Annotated in this window: 19 protein-coding genes and 1 pseudogene; 13 read left to right on the forward strand and 7 right to left on the reverse strand. The window is 68.4% G+C overall.

The features are described from left to right. Positions 1 to 62: 62 nt before the first annotated feature. The 4 genes from FFS49_RS07560 to FFS49_RS07575 are packed head-to-tail and all read left to right on the forward strand — an operon-like array spanning position 63 to position 4144. On the forward strand, positions 63 to 1301 hold the full coding sequence (locus FFS49_RS07560; protein WP_105817112.1) for a glycosyltransferase family 87 protein: 1239 nt from the start codon (positions 63 to 65) through the stop codon (positions 1299 to 1301). After that, positions 1298 to 2677, forward strand: coding sequence for a glycosyltransferase family 87 protein (locus FFS49_RS07565; protein ID WP_105817113.1), 1380 nt, complete (start codon positions 1298 to 1300; stop codon positions 2675 to 2677). The genes FFS49_RS07560 and FFS49_RS07565 overlap by 4 nt, the downstream gene beginning before the upstream one ends. Positions 2678 to 2701: 24 nt before the next feature. After that, positions 2702 to 3745, forward strand: coding sequence for a glycosyltransferase family 2 protein (locus tag FFS49_RS07570; protein WP_105817114.1), 1044 nt, complete (start codon positions 2702 to 2704; stop codon positions 3743 to 3745). 15 nt (positions 3746 to 3760) lie between these two features. Beyond that, positions 3761 to 4144, forward strand: coding sequence for a GtrA family protein (locus FFS49_RS07575; RefSeq protein WP_105817115.1), 384 nt, complete (start codon positions 3761 to 3763; stop codon positions 4142 to 4144). A 53-nt stretch (positions 4145 to 4197) separates the two neighbouring features. Here FFS49_RS07575 and FFS49_RS07580 read toward each other — a convergent pair whose 3' ends face one another. Next, positions 4198 to 4437 carry a hypothetical protein gene (locus FFS49_RS07580; RefSeq protein ID WP_135370809.1) on the reverse strand — a complete coding sequence of 80 codons (240 nt, stop codon included), beginning with the start codon at positions 4435 to 4437 and terminating at the stop codon, positions 4198 to 4200. A gap of 20 nt (positions 4438 to 4457) precedes the next feature. Here FFS49_RS07580 and FFS49_RS07585 point away from each other — a divergent pair, with 20 nt between their 5' ends. Together FFS49_RS07585 and FFS49_RS42525 are read left to right on the forward strand one after the other, a co-directional pair. Then, on the forward strand, positions 4458 to 4961 hold the full coding sequence (locus FFS49_RS07585) for an inclusion body family protein (protein ID WP_011349899.1): 504 nt from the start codon (positions 4458 to 4460) through the stop codon (positions 4959 to 4961). Positions 4962 to 5026: 65 nt separating this feature from the next. Next, on the forward strand, positions 5027 to 5917 hold the full coding sequence (locus FFS49_RS42525; protein ID WP_076841482.1) for an AidA/PixA family protein: 891 nt from the start codon (positions 5027 to 5029) through the stop codon (positions 5915 to 5917). A gap of 28 nt (positions 5918 to 5945) precedes the next feature. Here FFS49_RS42525 and FFS49_RS07595 read toward each other — a convergent pair. Both FFS49_RS07595 and FFS49_RS07600 read right to left on the reverse strand, forming a co-directional pair. Next, positions 5946 to 6886 (reverse strand): annotated as a pseudogene (locus FFS49_RS07595) (ABC transporter substrate-binding protein). A 100-nt stretch (positions 6887 to 6986) separates the two neighbouring features. Beyond that, positions 6987 to 8105, reverse strand: a complete 1119-nt coding sequence (locus tag FFS49_RS07600) for a TauD/TfdA family dioxygenase (RefSeq protein WP_071335919.1) — start codon at positions 8103 to 8105, stop codon at positions 6987 to 6989. A 435-nt stretch (positions 8106 to 8540) separates the two neighbouring features. Between FFS49_RS07600 and FFS49_RS07610 the strand changes: the two genes are divergently transcribed. Further along, positions 8541 to 9974 carry an MFS transporter gene (locus FFS49_RS07610; RefSeq protein WP_105817116.1) on the forward strand — a complete coding sequence of 478 codons (1434 nt, stop codon included), beginning with the start codon at positions 8541 to 8543 and terminating at the stop codon, positions 9972 to 9974. 44 nt (positions 9975 to 10018) lie between these two features. Beyond that, positions 10019 to 11287 (forward strand): ATP-grasp domain-containing protein, encoded by a 1269-nt coding sequence (locus FFS49_RS07615; RefSeq protein WP_105817117.1) that lies wholly within the window; start codon positions 10019 to 10021, stop codon positions 11285 to 11287. A gap of 47 nt (positions 11288 to 11334) precedes the next feature. Here the strand turns inward: FFS49_RS07615 and FFS49_RS07620 are convergent, their stop codons facing one another. Next, positions 11335 to 12210 (reverse strand): LysR family transcriptional regulator, encoded by an 876-nt coding sequence (locus tag FFS49_RS07620; RefSeq protein WP_105817118.1) that lies wholly within the window; start codon positions 12208 to 12210, stop codon positions 11335 to 11337. A 167-nt stretch (positions 12211 to 12377) separates the two neighbouring features. Here FFS49_RS07620 and FFS49_RS07625 point away from each other — a divergent pair, with 167 nt between their 5' ends. Continuing rightward, the gene (locus FFS49_RS07625) at positions 12378 to 13322 is read left to right on the forward strand and encodes a hypothetical protein (protein ID WP_105817119.1); all 945 of its coding nucleotides are present in this window, start codon (positions 12378 to 12380) and stop codon (positions 13320 to 13322) included. A gap of 49 nt (positions 13323 to 13371) precedes the next feature. Further along, the gene (locus FFS49_RS07630) at positions 13372 to 14589 is read left to right on the forward strand and encodes an ATP-grasp domain-containing protein (protein ID WP_105817120.1); all 1218 of its coding nucleotides are present in this window, start codon (positions 13372 to 13374) and stop codon (positions 14587 to 14589) included. A 76-nt stretch (positions 14590 to 14665) separates the two neighbouring features. On the opposite strand, the gene FFS49_RS07635 is transcribed toward FFS49_RS07630, so the two are convergent. After that, a complete protein-coding gene (locus FFS49_RS07635) occupies positions 14666 to 15190 on the reverse strand; it encodes a GNAT family N-acetyltransferase (RefSeq protein WP_105817161.1) in 525 nt (174 codons plus the stop codon). Positions 15191 to 15668: 478 nt separating this feature from the next. On the opposite strand from FFS49_RS07635, the gene FFS49_RS07640 reads away from it, so the two are divergent. From FFS49_RS07640 to FFS49_RS07650, 3 genes are all read left to right on the forward strand, one after another. Then, positions 15669 to 16871: an AAA family ATPase gene (locus tag FFS49_RS07640; protein WP_105817121.1), complete on the forward strand. Its 1203-nt coding sequence runs from the start codon at positions 15669 to 15671 to the stop codon at positions 16869 to 16871. Positions 16872 to 16875: 4 nt separating this feature from the next. Next, positions 16876 to 18579 (forward strand): cobalamin biosynthesis protein CobT, encoded by a 1704-nt coding sequence (locus FFS49_RS07645; RefSeq protein ID WP_105817122.1) that lies wholly within the window; start codon positions 16876 to 16878, stop codon positions 18577 to 18579. A gap of 256 nt (positions 18580 to 18835) precedes the next feature. Then, the gene (locus FFS49_RS07650) at positions 18836 to 19939 is read left to right on the forward strand and encodes an alpha/beta fold hydrolase (protein ID WP_105817123.1); all 1104 of its coding nucleotides are present in this window, start codon (positions 18836 to 18838) and stop codon (positions 19937 to 19939) included. Between the two features lie 46 nt (positions 19940 to 19985). Here FFS49_RS07650 and FFS49_RS07655 read toward each other — a convergent pair whose 3' ends face one another. Both FFS49_RS07655 and FFS49_RS07660 read right to left on the reverse strand, forming a co-directional pair. Further along, positions 19986 to 21755, reverse strand: coding sequence for a histidine kinase (locus FFS49_RS07655; RefSeq protein WP_105817124.1), 1770 nt, complete (start codon positions 21753 to 21755; stop codon positions 19986 to 19988). An 80-nt stretch (positions 21756 to 21835) separates the two neighbouring features. Further along, on the reverse strand, positions 21836 to 23257 hold the full coding sequence (locus tag FFS49_RS07660; RefSeq protein ID WP_071335912.1) for an HD domain-containing phosphohydrolase: 1422 nt from the start codon (positions 23255 to 23257) through the stop codon (positions 21836 to 21838). Positions 23258 to 23305: the final 48 nt, after the last annotated feature.

The raw sequence follows: 23305 nt of genomic DNA on the forward strand, positions 1-23305 counted from the left end.
ACGACACAAAACATGAAACGGCTGCGACTGACTCGAGCAGCCTCCACTACATACGGGGAATCATGTACACAGCCAACCGTGAAATGCGCGGGCGTGCGATACGACGCGCTCAATGGCTGACAGCCGACCGGATCATTCCGTACAGCTGCATCATGCTGATGTTCTTCGCCGCGTTGCTGGCAACCTGGGGCGTCGTGACGAACGGCTTCACGTCAAACGCCATCGCGCTGCCCGGCGTCGATTTCTCGGTGTTCTGGACCGCATCGCACCTGGTGTTGCAAGGCCATGCCGCATCGGTCTACGACGCCTCTTCATTCCTGCAGGCCGAGTTCGCGCACTTCGGTGCGTTTCTTCAGCACCGGCCGCTTCCCTGGCTCTATCCGCCGACGATGTTGCTGCTCATCGCTCCGGTTGCCCTTGTGCCTTTCCTGCCCGCATATTTCCTCTTTTTCGCGGGCAGTCTTTTATGCTATGCGCTCGCCGTCTCGCGGTTGTCGGGATTGCGCGCGCATCTTCCCGTGCCACGCGCCGCGGCGCTCGTCGTGGTCGCGTATTCCGCCGTGTGCATGGCCGCGCTGTTCGGCCAGAACAGCATCCTGACCGCGGGCATCGCCGCGCTCGCGCTGCATCTGCTCGGCAAGCGCCCGGTCGTCGCCGGCGTGCTGATCGGCTTGCTCGCGATCAAGCCGCAACTGGCCGTGGTGTTCCCGGTCGTGCTGATCGCGGCACGTGCGTGGCGCACGTTCGCGGCGGCCGCGATCACCGCCGCGCTGTTCGCGGCCGCCGGCATCGCGCTGGCCGGCCCCGGCGCGCTGCACGGACTCGGTCAGACACTGTCGACGGTGCGCGACCAGCATTTCATGCTTCCGTCGTACTGGCTCGCGTCGCCGACGCCGTTCGCCGCACTGCGGCTCGCGGGCATGCCGGTGGCCACCGCGCTGGCCGCGCAAGCGGCGGTCGCGCTGCTCGCGATCGCCGCGGCCGTCGACGTATGGCGCCGCACGGGCGACATGCGCCTGCGCGGCGCGGTACTGGCCGTCGCGACGCTGCTGACGACACCCTATCTGTGGAACTACGAACTGACGTGGCTCGGGATCGCGATCTTCTGCCTGATCGCGCACGGCCTCGACGAAGGCTGGCTGCCGGGCGACCAGGGCATCATCGTGCTGGCATGGCTGCTGCCGATCTTCGAGATGTTCAACCGGCTGATGAAGCTGCCGCAGATCGGGCCGCTCGTGCTGCTGGCCGTGCTGTTCGTCGTCGTGCGCCGCTCGACGCTCGAGCTCCGGAGCGCACGATGAGATCGTCACCTTCCGCGCGTCATGCCCACCCGGGCGCCGACGTGCATCCGGAACTCCCGATCGCGGGACCGCGCCGCTACCCGCACTGGCTCAATCGCGAGCGCGTGCGTCTCTATGCGGGTGCCGCGCTGGTGACCGAACTGCTGTTCATCTGCATCTACGTCACCCGCGTGTTCCTGTCGCACGACGGCGCGCTGCAACCGCTGTCGCAGGATTTCTCGCCGATCTGGAGCGCGGCGTGGCTCGCCGCGCACGGGCACGCGGCCGATGCCTGGCATTTTCCCGCGCTGTTCGCGGTCCAGAAGCTCGCGATCCCGGCGATGAATCTCGCGGACGGCACGCTGCCGTGGCTCTATCCGCCCTCGATGCTGCTGCTCGTGCTGCCGCTCGGCTGGCTGCCGTACACGCTGGCGCTCGTGCTGTGGCTCGGGCTCACGTATGTGCTGTTCGCGGCGACGATCCACGCGACCGTGCAGCGCGACGCGGCGTGGCTGTGCGCGCTCGCGTTCCCCGGCGCGTTCCTCACGGTGATCGTCGGGCAGACCAGCCTCTTCACCGCGCTGCTCGCCGGTGCCGGCCTGCTTGCGCTGAACCGCCGCCCCGTGTACGCCGGGATCTGCTTCGGCTTGCTGACGATGAAGCCGCAGCTCGCGATGCTGTTCCCGCTCGCGCTGCTGTGCGCGGGTCAATGGCGCGCACTGGCCGCGTGGGCCGTGACGATCGCGTGCAGCGTCGCGCTCTCGACCCTCGCGTTCGGGTTCGGCCCGTGGCTCACGTTCGCGCACGTGATCGACAACGTCTACGCGGTCGTCGGCTCCGGCCAGGCCAAGCTCGTGCGCATGCCGTCGGTGTTCGCGCTCGCCATGATGGCAGGCTGGCCCGCAATCGTCGCGAACGGCCTGCAGCTGCTGTCGGTCGCGACCGCGGCCATCGCCGTCGTCTATGCATGGCGCGGCGCCTGCTCGTACGCGCTGCGCGCCGCGACCCTCGCCTGTGCGTGCCTGCTCGTCAGCCCCTATCTGTACGACTACGACCTGACCTGGTACGGCATCGTGATCGCGTGGTACGCGCGCTATGCATGGACGCACGGCTGGCGGCGCTTCGATCGCGAATGGCTGATGCTGCTGTGGCTGATGCCGCTCGCGGGCCTCGCTGTCGTGCCGCATCTGTCGTTCCAGTTCATGCCGCTCGTCACGCTGGCGTCGCTCGGGCTGCTCGTCAGCCGGATCGCCCGGGAACGACACGACGTGCCGTCGATGCCGGACACGCGCGACAACTCGACCGAAACCGCGTTCACGCATCAGGCCAGAACGCACCACCGCCCGGCGTACGGAATGCGCCGCACCAGCCGACTGACCCTCGGCGCGCATCGGTGAAACGACATCACAAGGGGAATCATCATGCGGGAACCACACCATGTACCGCTCATCTCGCTGGTCGTGCCGTTCTATAACGAAGGCGAGGCCGTCGAGCACTTCTTCGACGTCGTAATTCCGCTGATGACGTCCATCGACGCGATCCGTTTCGAGATCGTCTGCGTGAACGACGGCAGCCGCGACGACACGCTCGAGCGGCTGATCCGGATCAGTACCGCCGAGCGGCGCGTGCGCGTGATCGATCTCACCCGCAACTTCGGCAAGGAAGCGGCGCTCACGGCCGGCCTCGACGAAGCGCTCGGCGACGCGGTGATCCCGCTCGATGCCGACCTGCAGGATCCGCCGAGCCTGATTCCCGCGATGATCGAGCACTGGCGCGACGGCGCGGAAGTCGTCGCGGCGAAGCGCAGCAACCGCGCGTGCGACTCGTTCGCGAAACGCACGGCGGCCGCGATCTACTATCGCGTGCACAACCTGCTGTCGGACGTGAAACTGCCGGAGAACGTCGGCGATTTCCGGCTGATGGACCGCAAGGTCGTGAACGCGCTGCGCAGCCTGCCCGAGCGGCATCGCTTCATGAAGGGGCTGTTCGCGTGGGTCGGCTACCGCACCGTGATCGTCGAATACCAGCGCGACGCGCGCAGCGCCGGGCACTCGAAATTCTCCGGCTGGAAGCTGTGGAATTTCGCGCTCGAAGGCATCACCAGCTTCAGCACCGTGCCGCTGCGCAGCTGGACCTACATCGGTGTGGGCATCGCCGCGCTCGCGTTCCTGTACGGCGCGTTCATCATCCTGCGCACACTGGTGTTCGGCAATCCGGTGCTCGGCTACGCGTCGCTGATCTCGGTCACGCTGTTCATCGGCGGGATCGAGCTCATCGGGATCGGTGTCGTCGGCGAATACATCGGACGGATCTACGACGAGTCGAAGCAACGGCCCGTCTACCTGGTCCGCCGCCGCTACCAGGCGCACGGCAAGGTGATCGAACTGCCGGTCGCGCGCGACGCGCGCCGCCAGATGGCCCGCCGGCGCGTGCAGCCGACTCGCGCGCGGATCGGCGAACGCTGACGCGCGCCGACGGCCATGATCGGTCTGCTCCAGGCCGAACGCACGCGGCTCGTGCGCTTCGGCGTGTCCGGGCTCGGCTCGACCGCGATCCACACGCTGGTCGCAGCGGCACTGTTCGCGCAGTTCGATGCGACGCTGGTGACGGCGAACGCGATCGCATTCCTCTGCGCGACGGCGTTCTCGTACGTCGCGAATACGCTGTGGAGCTTCTCGTCGACGGTCGGCACGCGCAACGCGGTGCGCTTTCTCGCGGTCACGCTGGCCGGCTTCGTCGAAACGATGCTGCTCGCGCGTGCGACCGAAGCGCTGGACGGCTCCCGCGGGATGAGCATCGTCGCGATCGCGCTGCTGGTTCCGCCGACCACGTTCGCGCTGCACCGGCTGTGGACCTACCGGTAAGCGATCCTTCCCCGCCCCACGGCAGCCGGACATTGCCGGACATAATCGGCGATTCAATTAACAGGTTCAATGTCGTTATATTTATGTAACGCATCGAGCCGATTGAATCCGATTTTCAAATTACCGTCTGAAATAATATTAAATACCCTGTTTACTTTTACAGCTTCCAGAATTAACCGAACGGGATAATCTGCATTCGCCATCCCGCCCGCACGTGCCTTGATCGGCGCGAAGCCTTGCAGGGCAAGGCGATGGCGGCCGCACGAAGAAATTCGCGCAACAATAAGTCCCATTCATTCAAACGGGAGCTTCTATGTCACGCGTCACCGATGTGCTCGTCTCTTTCGATACCGAAACCATTCTCAAAAAATATCCGAATCCCAGCAAGAACCCGGCCGCACCGACGCTGATCGACTGGCGCTATGTCTATATGGTGACCAACCAGGACAACGTGATCTCCGGGCAGGCGGGCGGCGAACTCGACCTGAAGGCGCAGGTCGGCGACCTGATCCGTTGGCGTGAAACGAGCCTGTCGCTGGGCTTCGAGAACCAGGTCGTGTTCTACAAGTTCGTCGGCAACGTCGGCAACGAACTGATCTCGACGCCCACGCCGCGCGTCGCGGAAGCGTCCATTCCGGTGCCGAACACCAGCAAGCCCGAGGTGCCGACCTGCCAGAAGGTCGCGAACTACTACTGGTCGTCGGAATGCCTGAAAGTCGGCCGCGTGACGTACCACTTCCAGTTCCAGATCATCGATCGCAACTGCCAGAGCCAGGGCTGCTTCTCCTGGGATCCGTTCATCTCGATCCATAACTGATCGCGGCAGGCGGGCGGCCGCGCGGCGGCTGCCCGCGTCATCCACTTGTTGCGGAGGAAGCGCTCATGTCTGGTCTTCGTTGCGATGTGCTGGTGATCGTCGATGCCGTCACGTTGCTGTCGGCCTACCCGGAGGCAAGCCGGGACCCGGCCGCCCCGACCGTGATCGACGGCCGGCACCTCTATGTGGTGAGCCCCGGCGACGCCGCGCAGCTCGGTCACAACGACAGCCGCCTCTTTACCGGACTGTCGCCGGGCGACCAGCTGCGCCTGCGCGAAACCGCGCTGGCCCTGCGCGCCGAGGTGAGCGTGCTGTTCATCCGGTTCGCGTTGAAGGATGCGGGCATCGTCGCGCCGATCGAACCCGAAGTGCGCGATGCGGCCACGCCCGTGCCGAATGCCGACGACCTGCTGCATCCGCCGTGCCATCCGATGAAGGATCACTACTGGCGCAGCGACGTGCTGGCCGCGGGCGCCACCACGTGTACGGCCGATTTCGGCGTATACGACCGCGACGGCAACGTATCCGGCTATTTCCGCTGGGAAACGTCGATCGAGATCGCGGGGAGCCGGCCGGACACGAAGCAGCCCGGTTTCAAGCCGTCGTCGGATCGCAACGGCCGCTTCACGCTGCCGCCGAATACGGCGTTCAAGGCGATCTTCTATGCGAATGCCGCCGACCGGCAGGACCTGAAACTCTTCGTCGACGATGCGCCGGAACCGGCCGCATCGTTCGTCGGCAACAGCGAGGACGGCGTCAGGATGTTCACGCTGAACTCGAAGGGCGGCAAGATCCGGATCGAGGCGTCGGCCAACGGCAGGCAATCCGCGACCGATGCGCGCCTCGCGCCGCTGTCCGCGGGCGACTCCGTCTGGCTCGGCTGGCTCGGCGCGGAGGACGGCGCCGATGCCGACTACAACGACGGGATCGTGATCCTGCAGTGGCCGATTACGTGAGCGTCGCGGCAATCGGCGCGCGGGCGGCTCAGGTGCGCGGTAGCCCCGGCGGGTTGGTCTGCGACCGGTCGATCGCTTCGGCGTCGAGGCTCCAGCGGCCGAGCACCTTCCGGTAGCTGCCGTTCGCGATCAGCGCATTGATCGCGACCGTCAGCGGATCGGCGAGGCCGCTGCCCTTGCGTGTCGTGATCGCGATGTCCGCGGTGCGCGGCCAGCCGCCGCTCACGGTGCCGATCAGCTTCGCATCGCCGCGCAGCGACGCCTGGTACGCGAGCATCGAATTCACGCTGAAGATCGTATCGACGCGCCCCGACTGCAGCGCGACCCAGCGCTCGGCCGCATCCGCGTAATACTGGATCTCGACCGGCGCGAGGCCGCGCGCGACGTTCTGCCGGTTCCACTCGAGCAGGATCTTTTCCTGGTTCGTGCCCGAATCGGTCACGACGCGCAGCCCGGCAACATCTTTCGGCTCGCGGATCGCCGCAATCCGGCTGCCGTTCTTCACGTAGAAGCCGAGCTGATCCTTCCGGTAGGTCGAGAAGTCGAATTTCTCCTTGCGCTGTTCGGTCACCGTCACGTTCGAGATCACCGCGTCGACCTTGCCGGACTGCAGCGCGAGCGGCCAGTCGGCCCAGGAAAGCGGCACGATCTTCAGCTTGCGGCCGATGCTGTCCGCGACGAGCTTCGCGAGATCGGGATCGAAGCCGACCACCGTCCGCGCATCGGTCGCATAGGTGCTGAGCGGCGGCAGGTTCGGCGCGATGCCGATCGTCAGTGTATTCGCTTCCGCAAACCGGAAGCCGGCCGGCAACGCCAGTTCGACCGCCGGGTTCACGGCGCCGCGCGCTGCCGGCCGGGCTGCTCGGGGCTCAGGTCGAACGTCGCGGCCTGCGCGGCCACGCTGCTGCCGATCAGGACGGCGGCCAGCACGCGAACGACGCGCACGACGGGGAATGCTGTTCTTCTCATGTCTTCCGGATTCCTTTGTTTTTTTTGACGATGCGGGCGCGGAACGCGGGCGGGGCGAACGATTTTCAGCGCCCGTCGCCGCCTGGCGTTCCCGGCCCGCTCAGGCGGGCGTCGCCTCGAGTTCGGCCGCGGCCGCGCGTTGCGTGACCGGTTGCGCAATCGGCGACGGGCGCGTTGCTTGCGACTCGCCCGCATACAGCGCCTTCGGATCGAACACGCGCGCCTGCAGCGGCGTGAACGCGCGGAAGTTCCACAGGCTGCGTGCGACGAACACGCGCTGAACCCAGCGCAATGCCCGGTCGTTCTCGTCGTATTGCGGATCGAAACGGTCGCGCGAATGCAGCGTGAAATGATTGTTGATCAGCACCAGCTTGCCCGGTTGAATCTGCACGCCGAACGACACCTCGCGCACCGCGCGATACAGGTTGGCCAGCGCCTCCTGCGCGCGCGTGTTGACCGCCAGCACCATGTCCGGATAGAACGCGACCGTCACGCGCGGCGCATCGAGCGGCCCCGACAGCACCGCGCTCAGGTCGGTGTTGTCGCGCGGCGTCGGCGCCGCCCCGCGCCACCGGTATGGCACGCGGATGATGTAGTGCTCGCCGTAGAGCTGCGCGATATCCTCCGGCGACAGCAGCTGCAGCGCGCGACGCGCATCGGCGAGCCGCGTGTACGGGCCGCCGCCGGCTTCGCTGCGCACGCCGAGCAGCAGCAACGCGAACGGCGACGTATCGCCCTCCGGCATGTGCGCCTGCGCGGCGTTCTCGATATGGAAATCGAGCTCGACCTCGGAGCCCAGGCCCGTATAGTCGCGCGCGGTCGCCTTGTGCGGCGTGAGGTTGTTCACGAGCTCGCGGCCTTCGTGCGCAATCGAATACGGCTCGCCGGCCAGCGTGCTCAACGCGACCAGGACGTTCTCGCTCAACACGCCGGCCTTGAACGAGCGGCCGGTTTCCTCGAACCTCGGGCTGCCCTTCACGTCGTCGTCGATCGGCAGGTTGTCGATCTCGATCGAGCCGTGCGCATCGGCTGTCGGCGCCTTCGCGCGATCGAACGCGTCGACGACCCGGTCGGGAAACGCGTTGTAGGCGAGCTTGCGCACCGCGCTGATGTAGCCCGCGCCGCCAGCCGGATCATAGGCCAGTGCGCCGAGCGTCGTCCGGATATGACTGGATTCCGCTGCCGTCAAAACGATGCGTTCATCTGCGAGATAGGTCATAGGTCTCTCGTATAAAGATCGGGGGTCGATAAGCGGTAGGGCACTACCGCCGCGCGTTGCCGTCCTCGGGGCTCAGCGCTCGACAAGACTAGGAGACCGTCATTGCATTTCGAAATGATATTAATTCGATTGCAAACAAAAAATTTCGATATAAGTTCAGCAATGCTGCGAGTGGCCGTCCACGTCGTTCGCACCGTCGCTTAACACGAATAGTTGTTAAATAATCGCGGCATATTATTTGTATTCGCTAACGGGTCGATGCTAGTTTTCTGTCGGATTCGACGATGCGCCGGCCGTCGATCGGCAGCCGGCGCCCTTCCTCCGCCCCACGGAAACCCGTTAGATGAACCGATTCCATCCGCTGCATCGTTCGCCCGGAAACGGCGCGCCGCCGGCTGCGTGCCGCCCCACCCGCCACGCGACGCGGAGGACACGATGAGCGATCGCGCGCCGGCACTCGAGCGCTCGCTGCCAGCCGGCGCAGCGCCGTACCGCACGTCGCTGCGCGCGATCTTCCCGACCGTCGCGGCCGCGAGCCTCGGCTTCGCGATCGTCCAGCTCGACGTGACCGTGGTCAACGTCGCGATTCCGAGCCTCGGCCATTCATTCGGATCGAGCGTCCACGGGCTGCAATGGATCGTCGATGCGTACACGCTGTCGTTCGCCGCGCTGCTGCTGACGTCCGGCACGCTGGCCGACCGCTTCGGCAGCCGCCGGCTGTTCGCATACGGTCTCGCGCTGTTCCTGCTGGCATCGCTCGGCTGCGCGCTCGCGCCGTCGCTGGCCGCGCTGATTGCCGCGCGCGTCGCGCAGGGCGTAGGCGCCGCGATGATCCTGCCTACGTCGCTCGCGCTCATCACCCATGCTTGCGCGAACGATGCCGCCGCCCGTGTGCGGGCCGTCGCGTGGTGGAGCGCAACGGGCGGCGCGATCAGCGCGGCCGGGCCGACGCTCGGCGGCCTGCTGATCGATTCGCTCGGCTGGCGCGCGATCTTTTTCATCAATCTGCCGATCTGTGCAGGCGGCCTGTGGCTCACGCTGCGCCATGTGCGGGATTCAGCCGCCGCGCGCACGCGGCTGTTCGATCCGGCCGGCCAGATCGTCGCGGTGCTCGTGCTCGCGTTGCTGACGGGCGGGATCATCCGGGCCGGCGCGCAGGGGATCGGCGATCCGTATGCGGCCGGTGCGCTGGCCGCGTCGGTCGTGCTCGGCGCGCTGTTCGTCGCGATCGAGCGGCGCGTGGCCGCGCCGATGCTGCAGCTCGCATTCTTCCGGATCGCGCGCGTGCCGGGCGTGCTCGCGATCGGCGCAGTCACGAATGCCGCGTTCTACGGGCTGATCTTTTCGCTGAGCCTCTATTTCCAGAACGCGCGCGGCTTCACCGCGACCGAGTCGGGGCTCGCGCTCGCGCCGCTCACGATCATCATGCTCGCCAACATCGCGAGCGCGCGTCTCGCCGTCCGCCATGGATTCCGCGCGACCGTCATCGTCGGCCTCGCCGTGTCGTTCGCGGGCTACGTGTGGCTGTGGCAGACGCTCGGCGCGCACACGCCGTATGCGCTGCTGGCGCCGGGGCTCGCGGCGATGGCGATCGGCGGCGGCATCGCGATTCCCGCGCTGACGTCGACGATGCTCGGCAGCGTCGAGGCCGGCCGCTCGGCCACCGCGTCGGCGATCCTCAATACCGCGCGCCAGGTGGGCGCGGCCGTCGGCGTCGCGGCGCTCGGCGCGCTGGTCGCGGGCCAGGGCGCGGCGATCGTGGCCGGCGCGGCGCGCGGGTTCGCGGTCGCGGCCGTGCTCGTCGCCCTCTGCATCGTGCTGGCCGCGCGCTGGCCCGGCGACGCGCCCGACAGCGGCTCGCGGGCCTGAGCCCATCCCCCCTTCAACCGACCCCACAGCCCTGCGAGGAATCCATGCCGCATCGTTTCATCGATACCGTCCTGATCGTCGACGGCGCGTCGACAGCCGCCTATCTGGCGCCCGCGTTCCGCGCCTACGGCATCCGTTGCGCGCACGTGATCAGCGATCCCGACCTGCCGGAGATCTACCGGAACCAGTTCGTCCCGTCCGACTATATCCGCCAGGTCCAGCACCACGGCGACGTCGACGCGACGCTCGCGCAATTGAGCGACCTGCGGATCGGCGCGGTGCTGCACGGCCTCGACGCGGCGCTGGAGCTGGCCGACACGCTCGCCGAACGGCTCGACGTGCCGACGCGCAATCCGCTCGCGACGTCGGCCGCGCGGCGCGACAAGTACGCGATGAACGAGCGCATTCGACAGGCCGGCCTGCGTGCGCCGGCGCACTTCCACAGCACGTCGGTCGACGCCGCACTCGAATGGGCGCGCGCGTACGGCAAGCTGCCGCTCGTGGTGAAACCGGCGCGCAGCGCGGGCGTGACCGGCGTGAAGATCTGCCGCACGCTCGACCAGGTCGAGGCCGCCGCGCGCGACGTGCTGGCCACCCGTTCGCTGTACAACCAGCCGAACGACGACATCGTGATCCAGAGCTATTCGGAGGGGCAGGAATACATCGTCGATTCGGTGTCGTTCGAAGGCCGCCACCGGGTGGTCAGCCTGTGGGAAGTGCACCGCGACCGCACGCACGCGCCGCGGCTCGACAAGATGCTGGTGCTGAATCACGCCGATCCGCGCTACGCGCCGCTGCTCGACTACGCCGCCGCCGTGCTCGATGCGCTGGACGTGCGCTTCGGGCCGACCCATCTCGAACTGTTCGATACGGCCGACGGCCCGACGATCGTCGAGCTGAACGCGCGGCTGCACGGCAGCCTCGATCCGCGGCTGACGAGCGCGGTCAGCGGCGAGAATCACGTGTCGGCTGCCGTCGAAGCGGTGCTGCACCCGGAGCGACTGTTCGGCGAAGTCGCCGCGCCGACGGATTTTCGCGGTTACTGCGGGCACGTGCTGCTGCTGTCGTCGCGCAACGGCATACTGCGGCAGGACTTCACGTGGCAGGCGATCCAGGCGCTGCCGTCGTTCGTCGGGCTCAAGCAATGGGCCAGGGTGGGCGACACGCTGCGCGTGACGACCGACCTGCAGACGGCGCTCGGCACCGTCGGCCTTTACAGCCCGACGTTCGAGCGCCTGCTGGAGGATTGCCGGCGGATTCGCGAGATCGAGGCTGAATTCTTCGCGGATGAACGGGCGGTCGTGCCGGCGTAGTGCGACCGGCGCAGCGCTCGCGGTGCGGCGCGCCGAGGTGCGCTCCGCTAGCGCCCGAGCAGCGCCCCCGCCTGCCGCCCCAGCACCGCACGCAAGGTATCGAGCTCGGGCAGCTCAGGCGATTCTTCGGACGTGACGAGATAGGTCGTCACGCTGTCGAGATCGTCGAACGCATGCGCCCGCAGCTCCTTGCGCGCCACGTGCTCGGTCGTGATCCGCTTCGGCACGATCGCGACGCCCATCCCGGCCGCCACGCAGCCGAGGATCGCGCCGAACGTGCCGAACGACGCCACCGACTCGATCGCGACGCCGCGCGCCTTCAGCCAGTGCTCCGCGACCGCGCGGTACGGGCAGCCGTCGTGAAACGCGAGCAGCCGCACCGGGTTGTCGGCCAGCACCTGCCGCCGCGTGGCCGTGGCGACGCTCACCAGCACCATCTCTTCGGCGAACGCCGGCTCGTAGCGCAACCCGGGGCGCACGACCGCGCGCGCCGTAAGCGCTGCGTCGATCCGGCCGCGCAGCAGCGCGTCGGCCAGATCCGGTTCGCTGCCGATCTGCACCGCGAGGCCGAGCGCCGGGTCGCGCGCCTTCAACGCGGCGGCGAGCGCCGGCAACCGCGTGGCCGCCGTGCTTTCCATCGAGCCGAGCCGGAAGTTGCGCGCGACCGGTGCTTCGCGCACCACCTGCGTCGCTTCGTCGACGAGGCGCAGGATGCGGTCGCAATACGGGATCAGCCGGCGCCCGGCGTCGTTCAGCACCAGCCGCTTGCCGTGCCGGTCGAACAGCGGCGCGTCGAGCGACGCTTCGAGCTGGCGCAACCGCGCGGTGACGTTCGACTGCGTGCAGCCGAGCCGTTCGGCCGCGCGCAGCGCGCTGCCTTCCTGAACGACGGCCCGGAAGGTTTCGAGCAGAGGGATGTTCATATCACTTTCTCTTGTTACAGATTGTGTTTATATCATTTTACTTCGCCAAAAATCCGGATTAGCCTAGCGAATACCCGGTGCCCGACGGCCCGCTCCCGAGGAATCCGCATGCCCTTCTCTGCCTGCCCAGGTCGTACGCCCGTCCGCCGTCGCTCCGAGGCGCGCCCGTGCGCACGCTGATCGCCGCGCTGGTGCGGCGCGGCCCGACCGTGCTCGCGTGCGGCGTCGGCCTCGGGCTGCTGGTGCCGCCGCTCGCGGATCTCGCGCGGCCGCTGATGCCCGTCACCGTGTTCCTGTTCGTGCTCGGCACGCTGCTGCGCGTCGAGCCCAGCGCGGTGCGCGCGGTCGCGCGGCGGCCGGCCGTGTCGCTGCTGCTGCCTGCCGCGACGATGATCGCGTGCCCGGTCGCGCTCGGCATCGCCGCCCGGCTCGCCGGCATGCCGTACGACTGGGTCGTCGCGCTGGTGATCGCGTACTGCGCGCCGCCGTCGAGCGGCACGTCGACGATCGCGCGGATGCTGTCGCTCGACGCCAGCGTCGCACTCGTCGCGACCCTGGCGTCGATGGTGTTCGTGCCGCTCACCGCGCCGCTGCTGACGGCCTGGTTCAGCCACGATGCGGCCGTGTCGATTTCGCCCTTGACGCTCGCGTGGCGGCTCGCGCTGCTGATCGGCAGCGCCGAGGGCGTCGCGCTGCTCGTGCGGCGCTTCGCCGGTAACCGGCTCGACCGCTATGCGACGCCGATCGATGCGACCGTCGTCGCCGCGCTGCTGGTGTTCGCGCTCGGCACGATGGCCGGCATGCAGCAATCGATCATCGACGCGCCGCACCGCGCGTTGACCGCGATCGCACTCGCGTTCGCCATCAACGCCGGCTTCCAGGTCATCGCGTACGGGCTCACGCCTGGCGACGTGCGCACGCGGCTCAATGTCGCGCTGATCGTCGCCAATCGCAACGTCGGCCTGATGTGGGCCGCGCTCGGGCTCGCCGCGACACCCACCATGGCGCTCGTGTTCACCTGCGCGCAGTTGCCGATCTACACGCTGCCGCGCGTCGTCCAGCATCTGCGGCCGCGCCTCGAAGCACAGCGCCTGCGCCGCCGTGCACGCTAGCCGGCACGCGATGCCGTTCCATCTTTCCGCCTTCGATCAAGGATCCAGCATGAAGCGACTCATCGTGATCGGCGCCCGCGCCACCGGCAGCAGCCTCGCGCTCGTGCGTGGCGCGCTTGCGCGGCAAGCGGCCGTGACCGTGATCACCGCCCCCGGGCACCGTCTCGACGGCGTTTTTCCGGCGGGCGTCGAGACGATCAACCTCGAACCCGATGCCGGCCAGCTCGCCGGCTGGCTGCGCACGCGCTATCCGGACGAGATCGACACGCTGCGCGTGACGACCGCGCACGACACCTATGCGCGCACCGCCGCATGGGTCGCCGACGCGCTCGGCCTGCCCGGCCCCGATGCGCGCCACGTCGCGCACGCGGTGTCGAAGTCGAACCAGAAGGCGCTGCTCGCCGCGCACGGCATCCCGTCCGCGCAATTCGTCACGGGCACGCTGGCCGCGCCGGCGGCGCTCGCGGCAGCGGCCGACCCGCTGCGCTTCCCGGTCGTCGTCAAGCCGTCGGAAGGCTCGGCGAGCGACGGCGTGCGGCGCTGCGAGAGCATCGCCGAGGTGCGTGCGCAGCTCGACGCCCTCGCCGCCGGACAAGCCGACGCGCAAGCGCTCGCGACCGAGCGCGTCGTGATCGAGGAATTCCTGAGCGGCAGCGAGTACTGCGTCGAGTATTTCGACGGCCGGTACGTCGGCGCGCTGCGCAAGCTGAAACGGCATGGGGCAGGCTTTCTCGAGCGCGGCTATACGTCCGAACTCGACCTCGATACCAGCACGCTGCGCGCACTGATCGACGTCGGGACGCGCGCCACGGCGGCCGCCGGGCTGACCTGGGGGCCCGTGCACCTGGACTGCATCGTGCACGACGGCGTGCCGCACGTGATCGAACTGAATCCGCGCATCGCGGGCAGCTTCATCTGCGACATCGTGCGCGATGGCTACGGCTTCAACATGGCCGAAGCGTTGCTCGACAAGCTCGACGGACGCCCGGTGGAGATTCCCGAACTGTTCGAACCGCAAGCGTATGCGCGCGCGGAATTCCTGCTCGACAGCGATCCCCGCGCGTGGCGTTTCGCGCAGGCGGGTGAGATCCACGACGGCACGGTCACGATCAGTTACGGACCGCAGGTGCTGCCCGACCGCGAGCGGCGTGCGTTTCTTTATGTACGGGTTGCGCTGCCGGTCGCGCACGGTGCGGATGGTGCGCCCGCGCATTCCGGTTCGTCGGCCCACGGGAATCCCGTCGGGCAGCCCACCGTTTCCGGCTAGCCGTGAAACGACCGACTGGATGCCTTCCCGGGCTCGACCGCGAGCCGTCGCGCCGCGCGGCTTCGGTCAGGCGCGGTCACAAACGGCGCCCCAGCAACTGCCCCGGCCACCCTTCCACGTCGAAGGGTGAAATTCGCTCATAGCCGCACGACTCGTAGAAACGCACCAGCGCGCCGGTCCCGCCGCCATAGCAGTCCACCCGCAAGCGCGTCACCCCGGCCGCGCGGGCGCGCTCGTCCGCGAACGCCATCAGGCGCCGGCCGACACCCCGCGCCCGCGCATCGCGCGACGCAACCAGCACGCGCACATAGATTTCCGGCTCGGTCGCGGGCGGCACGTAGGGCATCGACTCGCCGAGGATCAATGCGCCCAGGACGCGGCCGTCCTGATCTTCTGCCACCCACGCGTCCGGCAGCGCGCAAGCGTCGGTCACGAGTGCGATCCGCCGGGGTTGCGTCGACCAGGGCTCGCGGCCCCATTGCCCGTCGTTGCCGATGGAGACGAACCACGCAATCACGCCGTCGAAGATCGCCAGCACGGCCGGCGCATCGAGTGCGCTGGCACGACGAATTCTCACCTTGTCCACGCCGGTCAACGTCACGTTCAACACTCCTTCGCCTGTGTCATCGACCGGCGCGCAATGGGATATCAAGCCGGGCGGCCCGAGGACACGCGATGGAAGCCCGGTGATCAAGCCTGCTACGGTACTGAAATTCCACCCGGTTGATCAAGATGTGACAGCCCGCGATTCGACATGACGGGTTGTCTTCGTGAAAAACCCGGGAATCGGCGCAAGGCTGGGTGTCGATCGACCTTCTCATGCACGAGCCTGGCCGCCCCGCTGCCGGCAGATCGGCACGGCAAAAGCGGCTCGGGGCATAGCAAGGAAGCCGAAAGATCATGCTACAGCGCATTACCCACGGCGCTCCGCTGCTCCGGCAAGCCGACGCGCCGCCTGCTCCCCGCCGGCTCGCAGCGGATCGATTCCCGCGCGAATGTCGCGGTTCACGGCAAAAATATACAATCGACGCGATGCATCGCAGGCATGACGCGCCAGCCGCCCACTCTCGCTCGCCACCATGAACGCACCCGCTGATTCCTCCCCCTCCGCCGCGTCGGTACTCGGCGTCTATCGTCAACTGGCGGACCCGTCCGCCGGGCAATGGATCGTCAGCCGCTCGGAACGCGCGCACATGTACCGCATCCAGCATCACCGGCCAGACGGCAGCACGTCGGTCGATACGGTCGTCGATGCGGACAACCTCGATGCGAAACTGCACAAGTGGATCCAGGAAGGCTTCGTCCGGCGTGAAGCCGGCGATCGCGCGGCGCCCGCTGATCGCGGCGCGTTCATGCAGGCGCTGCGAAGCGCGCACGCGTCGCGACCTGCCGCATCCGGCGATGCGACGCACGTCGCGCAGGTGGGCGGCGTGCCGATGCCGCGCGGCCCGGGCGGGCCGCTCGTGCCGCCGGTGAACCCGGCCTACCTGCTCACCGCGCGCGTGACGAACGTGCTGGAAGACATCGTCGAGAACCGGCGCATCCTGCTGATCGGCCACACCGGCACGGGCAAGACGAGCCTCATCGAGCAGGCCGCCGCGCTGGCCGGCCATGGCGTGCTGCGCTCGAACATGAACGGGCAGACGACGGTCGGCGACTTCGTCGGGTTCTGGACCGTCAAGGGCGGCGAGACGATCTGGGTCGACGGCGTGCTGCCGACCGCGATGCGTGAAGGGCTGTGGCTCATCGTCGACGAGATCGACTTTGCGGAACCCGCGATCCTCGCGGTGCTGACCGCCGTGCTCGAACCGGCCGGCCGCTTGTTGCTGAAGGAGAAAGGCAACGAGATCGTCGTCCCGCATCCGTCGTTCCGGCTGTTCGCGACCGCCAATGCGGTGGGTGCGATGGGGCAGTTCCGCCATCTGTACCAGGGCGCCAACGTGATGAACGAGGCGTTTCTCGACCGCTGGCGCGTTTACCGCCTCGACTACCTGCCGCCGCCCGACGAGGCGCGCGTGCTGCAGCGCACGTTCGGCGCGGCCATGACCGCGGAGATGGCCGACACGCTCGCGGCAATCGCGGCCGACTGCCGCGCCGCGTTCGTCCGCGAGGATCTGGCCAGCGCATTCTCGACGCGGCGCCTGATCGACTGGGCCGAGCTGATGCTGCGCACCGGCGATCCCGAAGCGGCCGCCGGCCCGACGATCTATGCGAAGGTCGGCGCAGAAGACGCCGACCTGATCCGCAGCATCATCCGCCACTACATCGACGTCGAGGCCTGACGCGATGGACCGGAACGACGACGCGCGGTCGCTCCACCTGACCCGGCTGGCCCGCACGCTCGCGCAACGGCACGGCATCGAGGTACGGTTCGCGCGCCACGGGCCCGTCGCGCAACCCGACCTGCTGGTGCTGCCCGACACGCTGCTCGCCGGCGACGTCGACGACGATGCGATCACCGGCCTCGTCGACCTCTACGCGGCGCGCATCCGCTTCGGTGCGATCGATGACCTTGCCGCACTGGCGTCGCCCGTGGTGCGGGCCATTGCGCAGGCGATCGACGACCGGCGCGCGGCCGGCTGCCTCGCCGCGATCTATCCCGGCGCGACGACGCTCCTGCAGCGGATGCGCGCGGCGACGGCCGCCGACACGCACCGCCGGTGGCCTCGCATGGCATGGCGCGACAGGCTGGTGTGGCGCATCGAACGTGCGCTGTGGAGCGAGCCGCCGCCTTCCATCGAGCGCGTGCCGTCGCTCGACGCGACGATGGCTGCATCGAGCGACCTCGTCGACGCAGCGCGTGCAGCAACGTCGACCGCCGACAGCATCCGCGCCGCGCACCGGATCGTCGAACGCGTGCGCGCGCTAGCGTCGGCCGGTGCGAACAACATGATGTTCACGGCCGATCCGGGCAGCACGATCGACAGCGACAGCATCGCCGCCGAATTCGAATCGGACGGACAGGGCACGCCGGACGATTCCCGGGCGCCCGTCTCCGCCGAATCGGGCGCCGGTGCGATCGCCGACACGGCATCGTCGGCCGAAGCGCCGACACCGGGCGATGCAGCTCCCCGCACGATCCGCCTGTCCGCGGACAACCGGCCGCTGCTGTCGGTCCCGCTGACCACCGCGTTCGATACGGTGACGGACTTCACCGGCAACGGCGAACCGGCGCGCTGGCATCGCCTGCGAAGCGCGGCCCGCGCGCAGACCGAGCCGCTCAAGCTACGACTCGAACGTGCATTGAAAGTCGACGAGCAGACGCGCTGGAAACGCGAACAGGAGCGCGGCGAGCTCGACCGGATGTCGCTCGCCCGCCTCGTCACGTCGCCCGGCTATCGCACGCCATTCCGCGTCCCGCGCGCCGCCCCCGGGCGCGACGCGGCCGTCAGCCTGCTGATCGATTGCAGCGGGTCGATGGCCGGCAGGAAGATCGAACTCGCCAGGCTGTGCGCGGCGGCGCTGTGCGATGCGCTGACGCAGCTCGGCTTCGCGTGCGAAGTGCTCGGCTACAGCTCCGTCGAGGATGCCGCGATGCGCGCGAATTACCAGCGCTGGATCGACGCCGGCCACGACACGTTCGGCTATAACCGGTTCGTCGAACGGCTCGACCTGCGCGTCTACAAGCGCTTCGATTCCGACAACCCGAGCGGTCTCGCCTGCATCGAATGCGGCCACGAGAATCCCGACGGCGAGGCGTTGAGCTGGGCCGCCGAGCGGCTGCTGGCGAAACGGGCACGGCGGCGAATCCTGATGGTGCTGTCGGACGGCTATCCGGCCACCGGCGACGGCAACCCGGCGATCCTGCGCACCGACCTGCGCGCCCGCGTCGATGCGCTGCGCGAGCGGCGCGTCGAACTGATCGGTGTCGGGATCCTCGACGATGCGGTCGAAACGTTCTATCCGGTCAGCAGCGTGGTCGAGCATCTGCATGAATTGCCGGGCGCGGCGTTCAGCGTTTTGAGCGATACACTGCTGGATCGGCGCTAGCGTCGCGCGCGACAGGGTCGAAGCGCACTTCGATTCGCCGGCGCGTCACATCGGACGGCTAACATCGCCGGTGGCCGATTCGAATCGCCACGGTGACGCAGGATCCGGCGTTGCGTTGCATTCGGCCGGTCGCCCGGTTTCGATGTGCGCGCGGCCCGCAGCACGATCCTTGCTCCGCGCCTCTTTCGATTGTCTACTCGACGGCGGAGTCGGCCGCATCTTCCTGCCACGGTCGGCCGCCGGCACGAAACTGCACATGCCCAGGAAAAAAACCAGCCTCTGGTTGCGGCACCTCGAACTGCTCTCCGTCGCCACCGGCACGCGCGCGGCGAAGCGCAAGAGCAAGCCGCGACCGGCCGCCAAGCGGGCGGTCAAGCCGGTCGCCCGGCCGGCCGTCACCGTGCGCACCGCCAGGCGCACGGACACCGTGCCTGCCGCCCGCGCACCGGCGGACAAGGCGCCCGGCACGTGGCTCCGCTCGTTTCATTCCGCGGGCCCGAGCGCCGGCCGTTACGTGAACCACGTTGCCTACGCGCTGTATCTCCCCGCCGCGCCGGCGACGACAGCCGGCATGCCGGCCGTCGTCATGCTGCACGGTTGCAAGCAGAGCGCCGAATCGTTTGCCGCGGGCACGCGCATGTGCCGTCTCGCCGAGCGGTCAGGGTTCGCCGTGCTGTTTCCCGAACAGGCCAAGACGGCGCATGCGCACCGCTGCTGGCACTGGCATGGCGATGCGACGGAGTCGGAAGCCGCGGCCGTCACGTCGCTGGTCGACGCAATCGTGCGACAGCACGGCTTCGACCGCGACCGGATCTACCTCGCCGGCATGTCCGCCGGGGCGGGGCTCGCCGCGGCACTGGCGATCCGGTATCCCGACCGCTTCGCGGCAGTCGGCCTGCACTCCGGCCCGGCCATCGCCCCGCCGTCGTCGACGTTGGCGGCGATGAACCTGATGCGTCGAGGCCTGCGCGACGACCCGATACGCGCGGTCGAGGCCTGCGCCGACGTCATGTCCTATCCCGGCATGCCGGCCCTCGTGGTGCACGGCGCACTCGATACGGTCGTGACCGACCGGAACGCGACGCAGCTCGGCATCGCGTTCGCGCGGCTCAACCGGCTCGTCGACGAACACGGCGCAATGCGGGTCGGCGAGCAACGCACCTATGCGCGCGACGATGCCGACTACGTCGACTATCTCAAGGCCGGGCGTCTCGTCGTCAGGGTCTGCATCGTCCGCCGGCTGCCGCATGCATGGAGCGGCGGCGACCCGCGCGAGCCGTTTCACTCCGCCACGGGGCCGGACGCCACCGCGATGTTCTGGCATTTCTTTCGTCGCCAACACCGCCAGCGGCTGCGCTGACCGGCAACAACCGCGCTGGCCCGTGGTGCGCGACGCCGTCGCGCGATCACGCCCGTTGCTCAAGCTCCGCCGTGTTCGCGCGATCGCCGGCCCGCCGGATCGGTATCCGGACGCAGAACGTCGTGCCCCGCCCGGGTTCGCTCGTCACGTCGATGGCGCCGCGATGGCGCTTGACGATGCCGTGCGAAACCGACAGGCCCAGCCCCGTGCCTTGCCCGACCGGCTTCGTCGTGAAGAACGGATCGAAGATTCGCCGGACGACGTCGGGCGTCATGCCCGTGCCCGTGTCGCTGATCGCGATCGACACCTGCTCGCCATCGCTCGACGTGCGGATCGTGATCACGCCGCGCTCGGGAATCGCCTGCGCCGCGTTCACCAGCAGGTTCATGAAGACCTGGTTCAACTGCGACGGCAGGCATTCGACCTGCGGCACGTCGCCGTAATCGCGCACGATGTCGGCCTTGTACTTGAGTTCGTTGTGGACGACGTTGAGCGTGCTTTCCAGGCCCGCCCGGAGATCGACCACGCTCCACTCGTCGCTGGCCGGGCGCGAGAAATCGCGCAGGTCCTGCACGATGCGCCGCACGCGCAGCGCGCCGTCGATCGATTCGTCGATCAGCGTCTCGATCTCGCCGCGCACGTAGTCGAGATCCGCCGCGCGGCCCGTCGCCGCCAGCGCGTCGCGCGCGGCCGGGTCGAGCTGCGGCAGCGCGGCTTCATGCGCGGCGATCACGTCGAGCAGACTGCGCACCCACGTCTTCAACGTGTTGAGGTTCGCACTGACGAAGCCGATCGGATTGTTGACCTCGTGCGCGACACCGGCCGCGAGCTGGCCGATCGACGCGAGCTTTTCCGACTGCAGCAGCTGCACGTGGGTTTCCTCGAGCACATGCAGCAGGCGCCGCTGCTCCTCCTTCTCCTGTTCGAGCCGCGCCTGCGCGGCCTTGCGTTCGTCGATCTCGGTCGCCATGTTCTCGCGCGTGCGCTGCAGCATCTCCGTCGTCTGCTCGTAGCGGTGCAGCGCGCGTTCCAGTTCGGCGGTGCGCAAGCGTACGAGCCGCTCGAGCGTATCGGCCATCCCGCGCAGGAAGGTTGTGCGCGCATCGAAGCGGCTCAGCAACAGCGTGACGACCAGGGTGGCCGTCGTGAACAGCGTGACCGTCGTCGCGAGCCACGGCATGTCGACCCCGTTCGCGGCCCCGCACCGCGCGTCCGGTGCGAAATGCGCGGCCGCCATCGCCGTGTAGTGCATGCCGGTGATGGCGATGCCCATCACGAAGGCCGCACCGACCCGCTGGGCGGTAGCATGGCGCGCCTGCTGCACGCGCAACGCCTGCGCGATCCAGAGCGCGGCCGTCGACGCGATCACCGCGATGCCGATCGACGCGGCGAACAGCGCGGCATCGTAGCGGATGCCGGGTTCCATGCGCATCGCGGCCATCCCCGTGTAATGCATGCCGGCGATCCCGGCGCCCATCAGTGCGCCGCCCACGAGCAGCCGCCGCCAGCCCAGCCGTGCGCGCGTGACGACAGTCAGCGCGAAGTACGACACGAGCACGGCAATCGCCAGCGACGCGCCCGTATCCGGCCATGCGTAGCCGAGTGGAATCGGCAGCGAAAAGGCGAGCATGCCGACGAAATGCATCGACCAGATGCCGGTGCCCATGGCCACCGCGCCGCCGCCCAGCCACGCACGCTTGAGCTTCGGATTGTCGAGCAGCGAAATGAAGGCGGCCAGGTCGAGTGTCGTATAGGAGGCCAGCGTCGCGATCGCGAGCGACAGCAGGACGAGCGGGAGATTGTAGGTGCCGTACATGATCGAGCGCCCGGATCGAGGTGAGTACGTTGCCGCGGCGCGCAGTCGCGCACCGCGGCCATCAGGCCGCGCGGCCGGGCTCAGGCCGGCGCCGCGCCCGCATTCGGCGCGCCCTGCGCCGGCTTCGCCGCGGCCTGGCCGGCCAGCACGAGGATGTCGAACGACGTCCCTTCGCGCGTCTCGAAGCGGCGCACGAGCTCGATCTGGTGCGCCGACATCACGCTGCCCTTGGTCATCAGCAGCACGCCGCGATGCGTGCGCAGATCGTCGGCGAGCTGCATCCCTTCGCGCAGTTGCGCCGACTTGACCTCCGCGACGGACGCCGCGATGCCGAGGCTCGCCGGGTCCCGCATCAGTTCGGTCAGGCCGTCGACGATCCGCGGCTCGTAACGCACGCCGGCCTGCGAGCGCAACGCGTCGAGCGCCTGCTCGACCGAATGCGGCGCCCCGATGTCGCCATTGCGCAGCCCTTCGAAATCGCGCGCGATCGCCAGGATTCGCGAGCCGAGCGGGATCGCGTCGCCCGCCAGGCCGTCCGGCGTGCCGCGTCCGTTGAAGCGCTCGTACTGGTGCAGCACGATCGACGCGACCTTGTGCAGTTGCGCGACCGGTGTCAGCACCATCTGCGCGCGCAGCGGATGCTGCAGGTACAGGCCGTGCTCTTCCGCCGTCATCTTCGTGAGCGGCTTGCGCAGCAATTCGTCCGGCAGCGACAGCTTGCCGATGCCGTGCAGCAGCCCCGCGAAATAGACGTCCTGCGCATGCAGCTCGCTCATCCCGGAACTCAGCGCCAGCCGCCGCGCAATTTCGCCGACCCGCATCGCGTGACCGCTGGCCGACCCGCAGCGTATCTCGATCATGCTCGCGCAGACCTGGACCATCGCGGTAAAGCTGCTTTTCAGGTCGCGTTGCGCGGCTTCGAGGAACATCACGGTCTGGCCGAGTTCTTCCGTGCGTGCGCGAACCTGCGTTTCGAGTTCCGTGTTGAACCGGCGCAGCGCTTCGTTCTGCGCTTCCGTCAGCGCGGCCAGCCGGGCCGCTTCACGCCGCAGGCGCCGTTGCTCCAGCGCCTGTTCGAGGGTCAGCAGCAGGTCGTGATCGTCCCATGGCTTGTTCAGGTAGCGATAGACGCCGCCGTCGTTGACGGCCTGCACGACCGACGCGATTTCCGCATAGCCGGTCAGCAGGATGCGCATCGTGTCCGGGTACAGCGACCGTGCGCGGGCGAGGAACTCCGCGCCGCTCATGCCCGGCATCCGCATGTCGGACACGATCAGGTCGACTTCGGTCGACGCCAGGACCTCGAGGGCCGCCTCGCCGCTTTCCGCGGTCAGGATCTCGTAGCCGGCGGGCCGGAACACGCGCCTGAGCGCCGACAGCACGCTCGGCTCGTCGTCGACCAGCAGGATCGACGGCACGCCACCCGCATCGTCGGAGGTCGCTGCCGCTCCGGTCGTTTCAGGCGATACCGCATTCGGTCCGTTTGTTGCAGATGTCGTCATGATGGCCTCGGATCATGTATTTATAGTCTCTCTGCATCATCGGCATGC

Origin of the sequence: Burkholderia sp. 4NA327C6 (genome assembly GCF_005502655.1) — a bacterium.
Taxonomy (GTDB): Bacteria; Pseudomonadota; Gammaproteobacteria; order Burkholderiales; family Burkholderiaceae; genus Burkholderia; species Burkholderia contaminans.

What these genes read in the sequence shown, in the direction of transcription:
- FFS49_RS07560 (WP_105817112.1), top strand. Translation starts at nt 63, where the DNA reads ATGTACACAGCCAACCGTGAAATGCGCGGGCGTGCGATACGACGCGCT.
- FFS49_RS07565 (WP_105817113.1), top strand. Translation starts at nt 1,298, where the DNA reads ATGAGATCGTCACCTTCCGCGCGTCATGCCCACCCGGGCGCCGACGTG.
- FFS49_RS07570 (WP_105817114.1), top strand. Translation starts at nt 2,702, where the DNA reads ATGCGGGAACCACACCATGTACCGCTCATCTCGCTGGTCGTGCCGTTC.
- FFS49_RS07575 (WP_105817115.1), top strand. Translation starts at nt 3,761, where the DNA reads ATGATCGGTCTGCTCCAGGCCGAACGCACGCGGCTCGTGCGCTTCGGC.
- FFS49_RS07580 (WP_135370809.1), bottom strand. Translation starts at nt 4,437, where the DNA reads ATGGGACTTATTGTTGCGCGAATTTCTTCGTGCGGCCGCCATCGCCTT.
- FFS49_RS07585 (WP_011349899.1), top strand. Translation starts at nt 4,458, where the DNA reads ATGTCACGCGTCACCGATGTGCTCGTCTCTTTCGATACCGAAACCATT.
- FFS49_RS42525 (WP_076841482.1), top strand. Translation starts at nt 5,027, where the DNA reads ATGTCTGGTCTTCGTTGCGATGTGCTGGTGATCGTCGATGCCGTCACG.
- FFS49_RS07600 (WP_071335919.1), bottom strand. Translation starts at nt 8,105, where the DNA reads ATGACCTATCTCGCAGATGAACGCATCGTTTTGACGGCAGCGGAATCC.
- FFS49_RS07610 (WP_105817116.1), top strand. Translation starts at nt 8,541, where the DNA reads ATGAGCGATCGCGCGCCGGCACTCGAGCGCTCGCTGCCAGCCGGCGCA.
- FFS49_RS07615 (WP_105817117.1), top strand. Translation starts at nt 10,019, where the DNA reads ATGCCGCATCGTTTCATCGATACCGTCCTGATCGTCGACGGCGCGTCG.
- FFS49_RS07620 (WP_105817118.1), bottom strand. Translation starts at nt 12,210, where the DNA reads ATGAACATCCCTCTGCTCGAAACCTTCCGGGCCGTCGTTCAGGAAGGC.
- FFS49_RS07630 (WP_105817120.1), top strand. Translation starts at nt 13,372, where the DNA reads ATGAAGCGACTCATCGTGATCGGCGCCCGCGCCACCGGCAGCAGCCTC.
- FFS49_RS07640 (WP_105817121.1), top strand. Translation starts at nt 15,669, where the DNA reads ATGAACGCACCCGCTGATTCCTCCCCCTCCGCCGCGTCGGTACTCGGC.
- FFS49_RS07645 (WP_105817122.1), top strand. Translation starts at nt 16,876, where the DNA reads ATGGACCGGAACGACGACGCGCGGTCGCTCCACCTGACCCGGCTGGCC.
- FFS49_RS07650 (WP_105817123.1), top strand. Translation starts at nt 18,836, where the DNA reads ATGCCCAGGAAAAAAACCAGCCTCTGGTTGCGGCACCTCGAACTGCTC.
- FFS49_RS07655 (WP_105817124.1), bottom strand. Translation starts at nt 21,755, where the DNA reads ATGTACGGCACCTACAATCTCCCGCTCGTCCTGCTGTCGCTCGCGATC.
- FFS49_RS07660 (WP_071335912.1), bottom strand. Translation starts at nt 23,257, where the DNA reads ATGACGACATCTGCAACAAACGGACCGAATGCGGTATCGCCTGAAACG.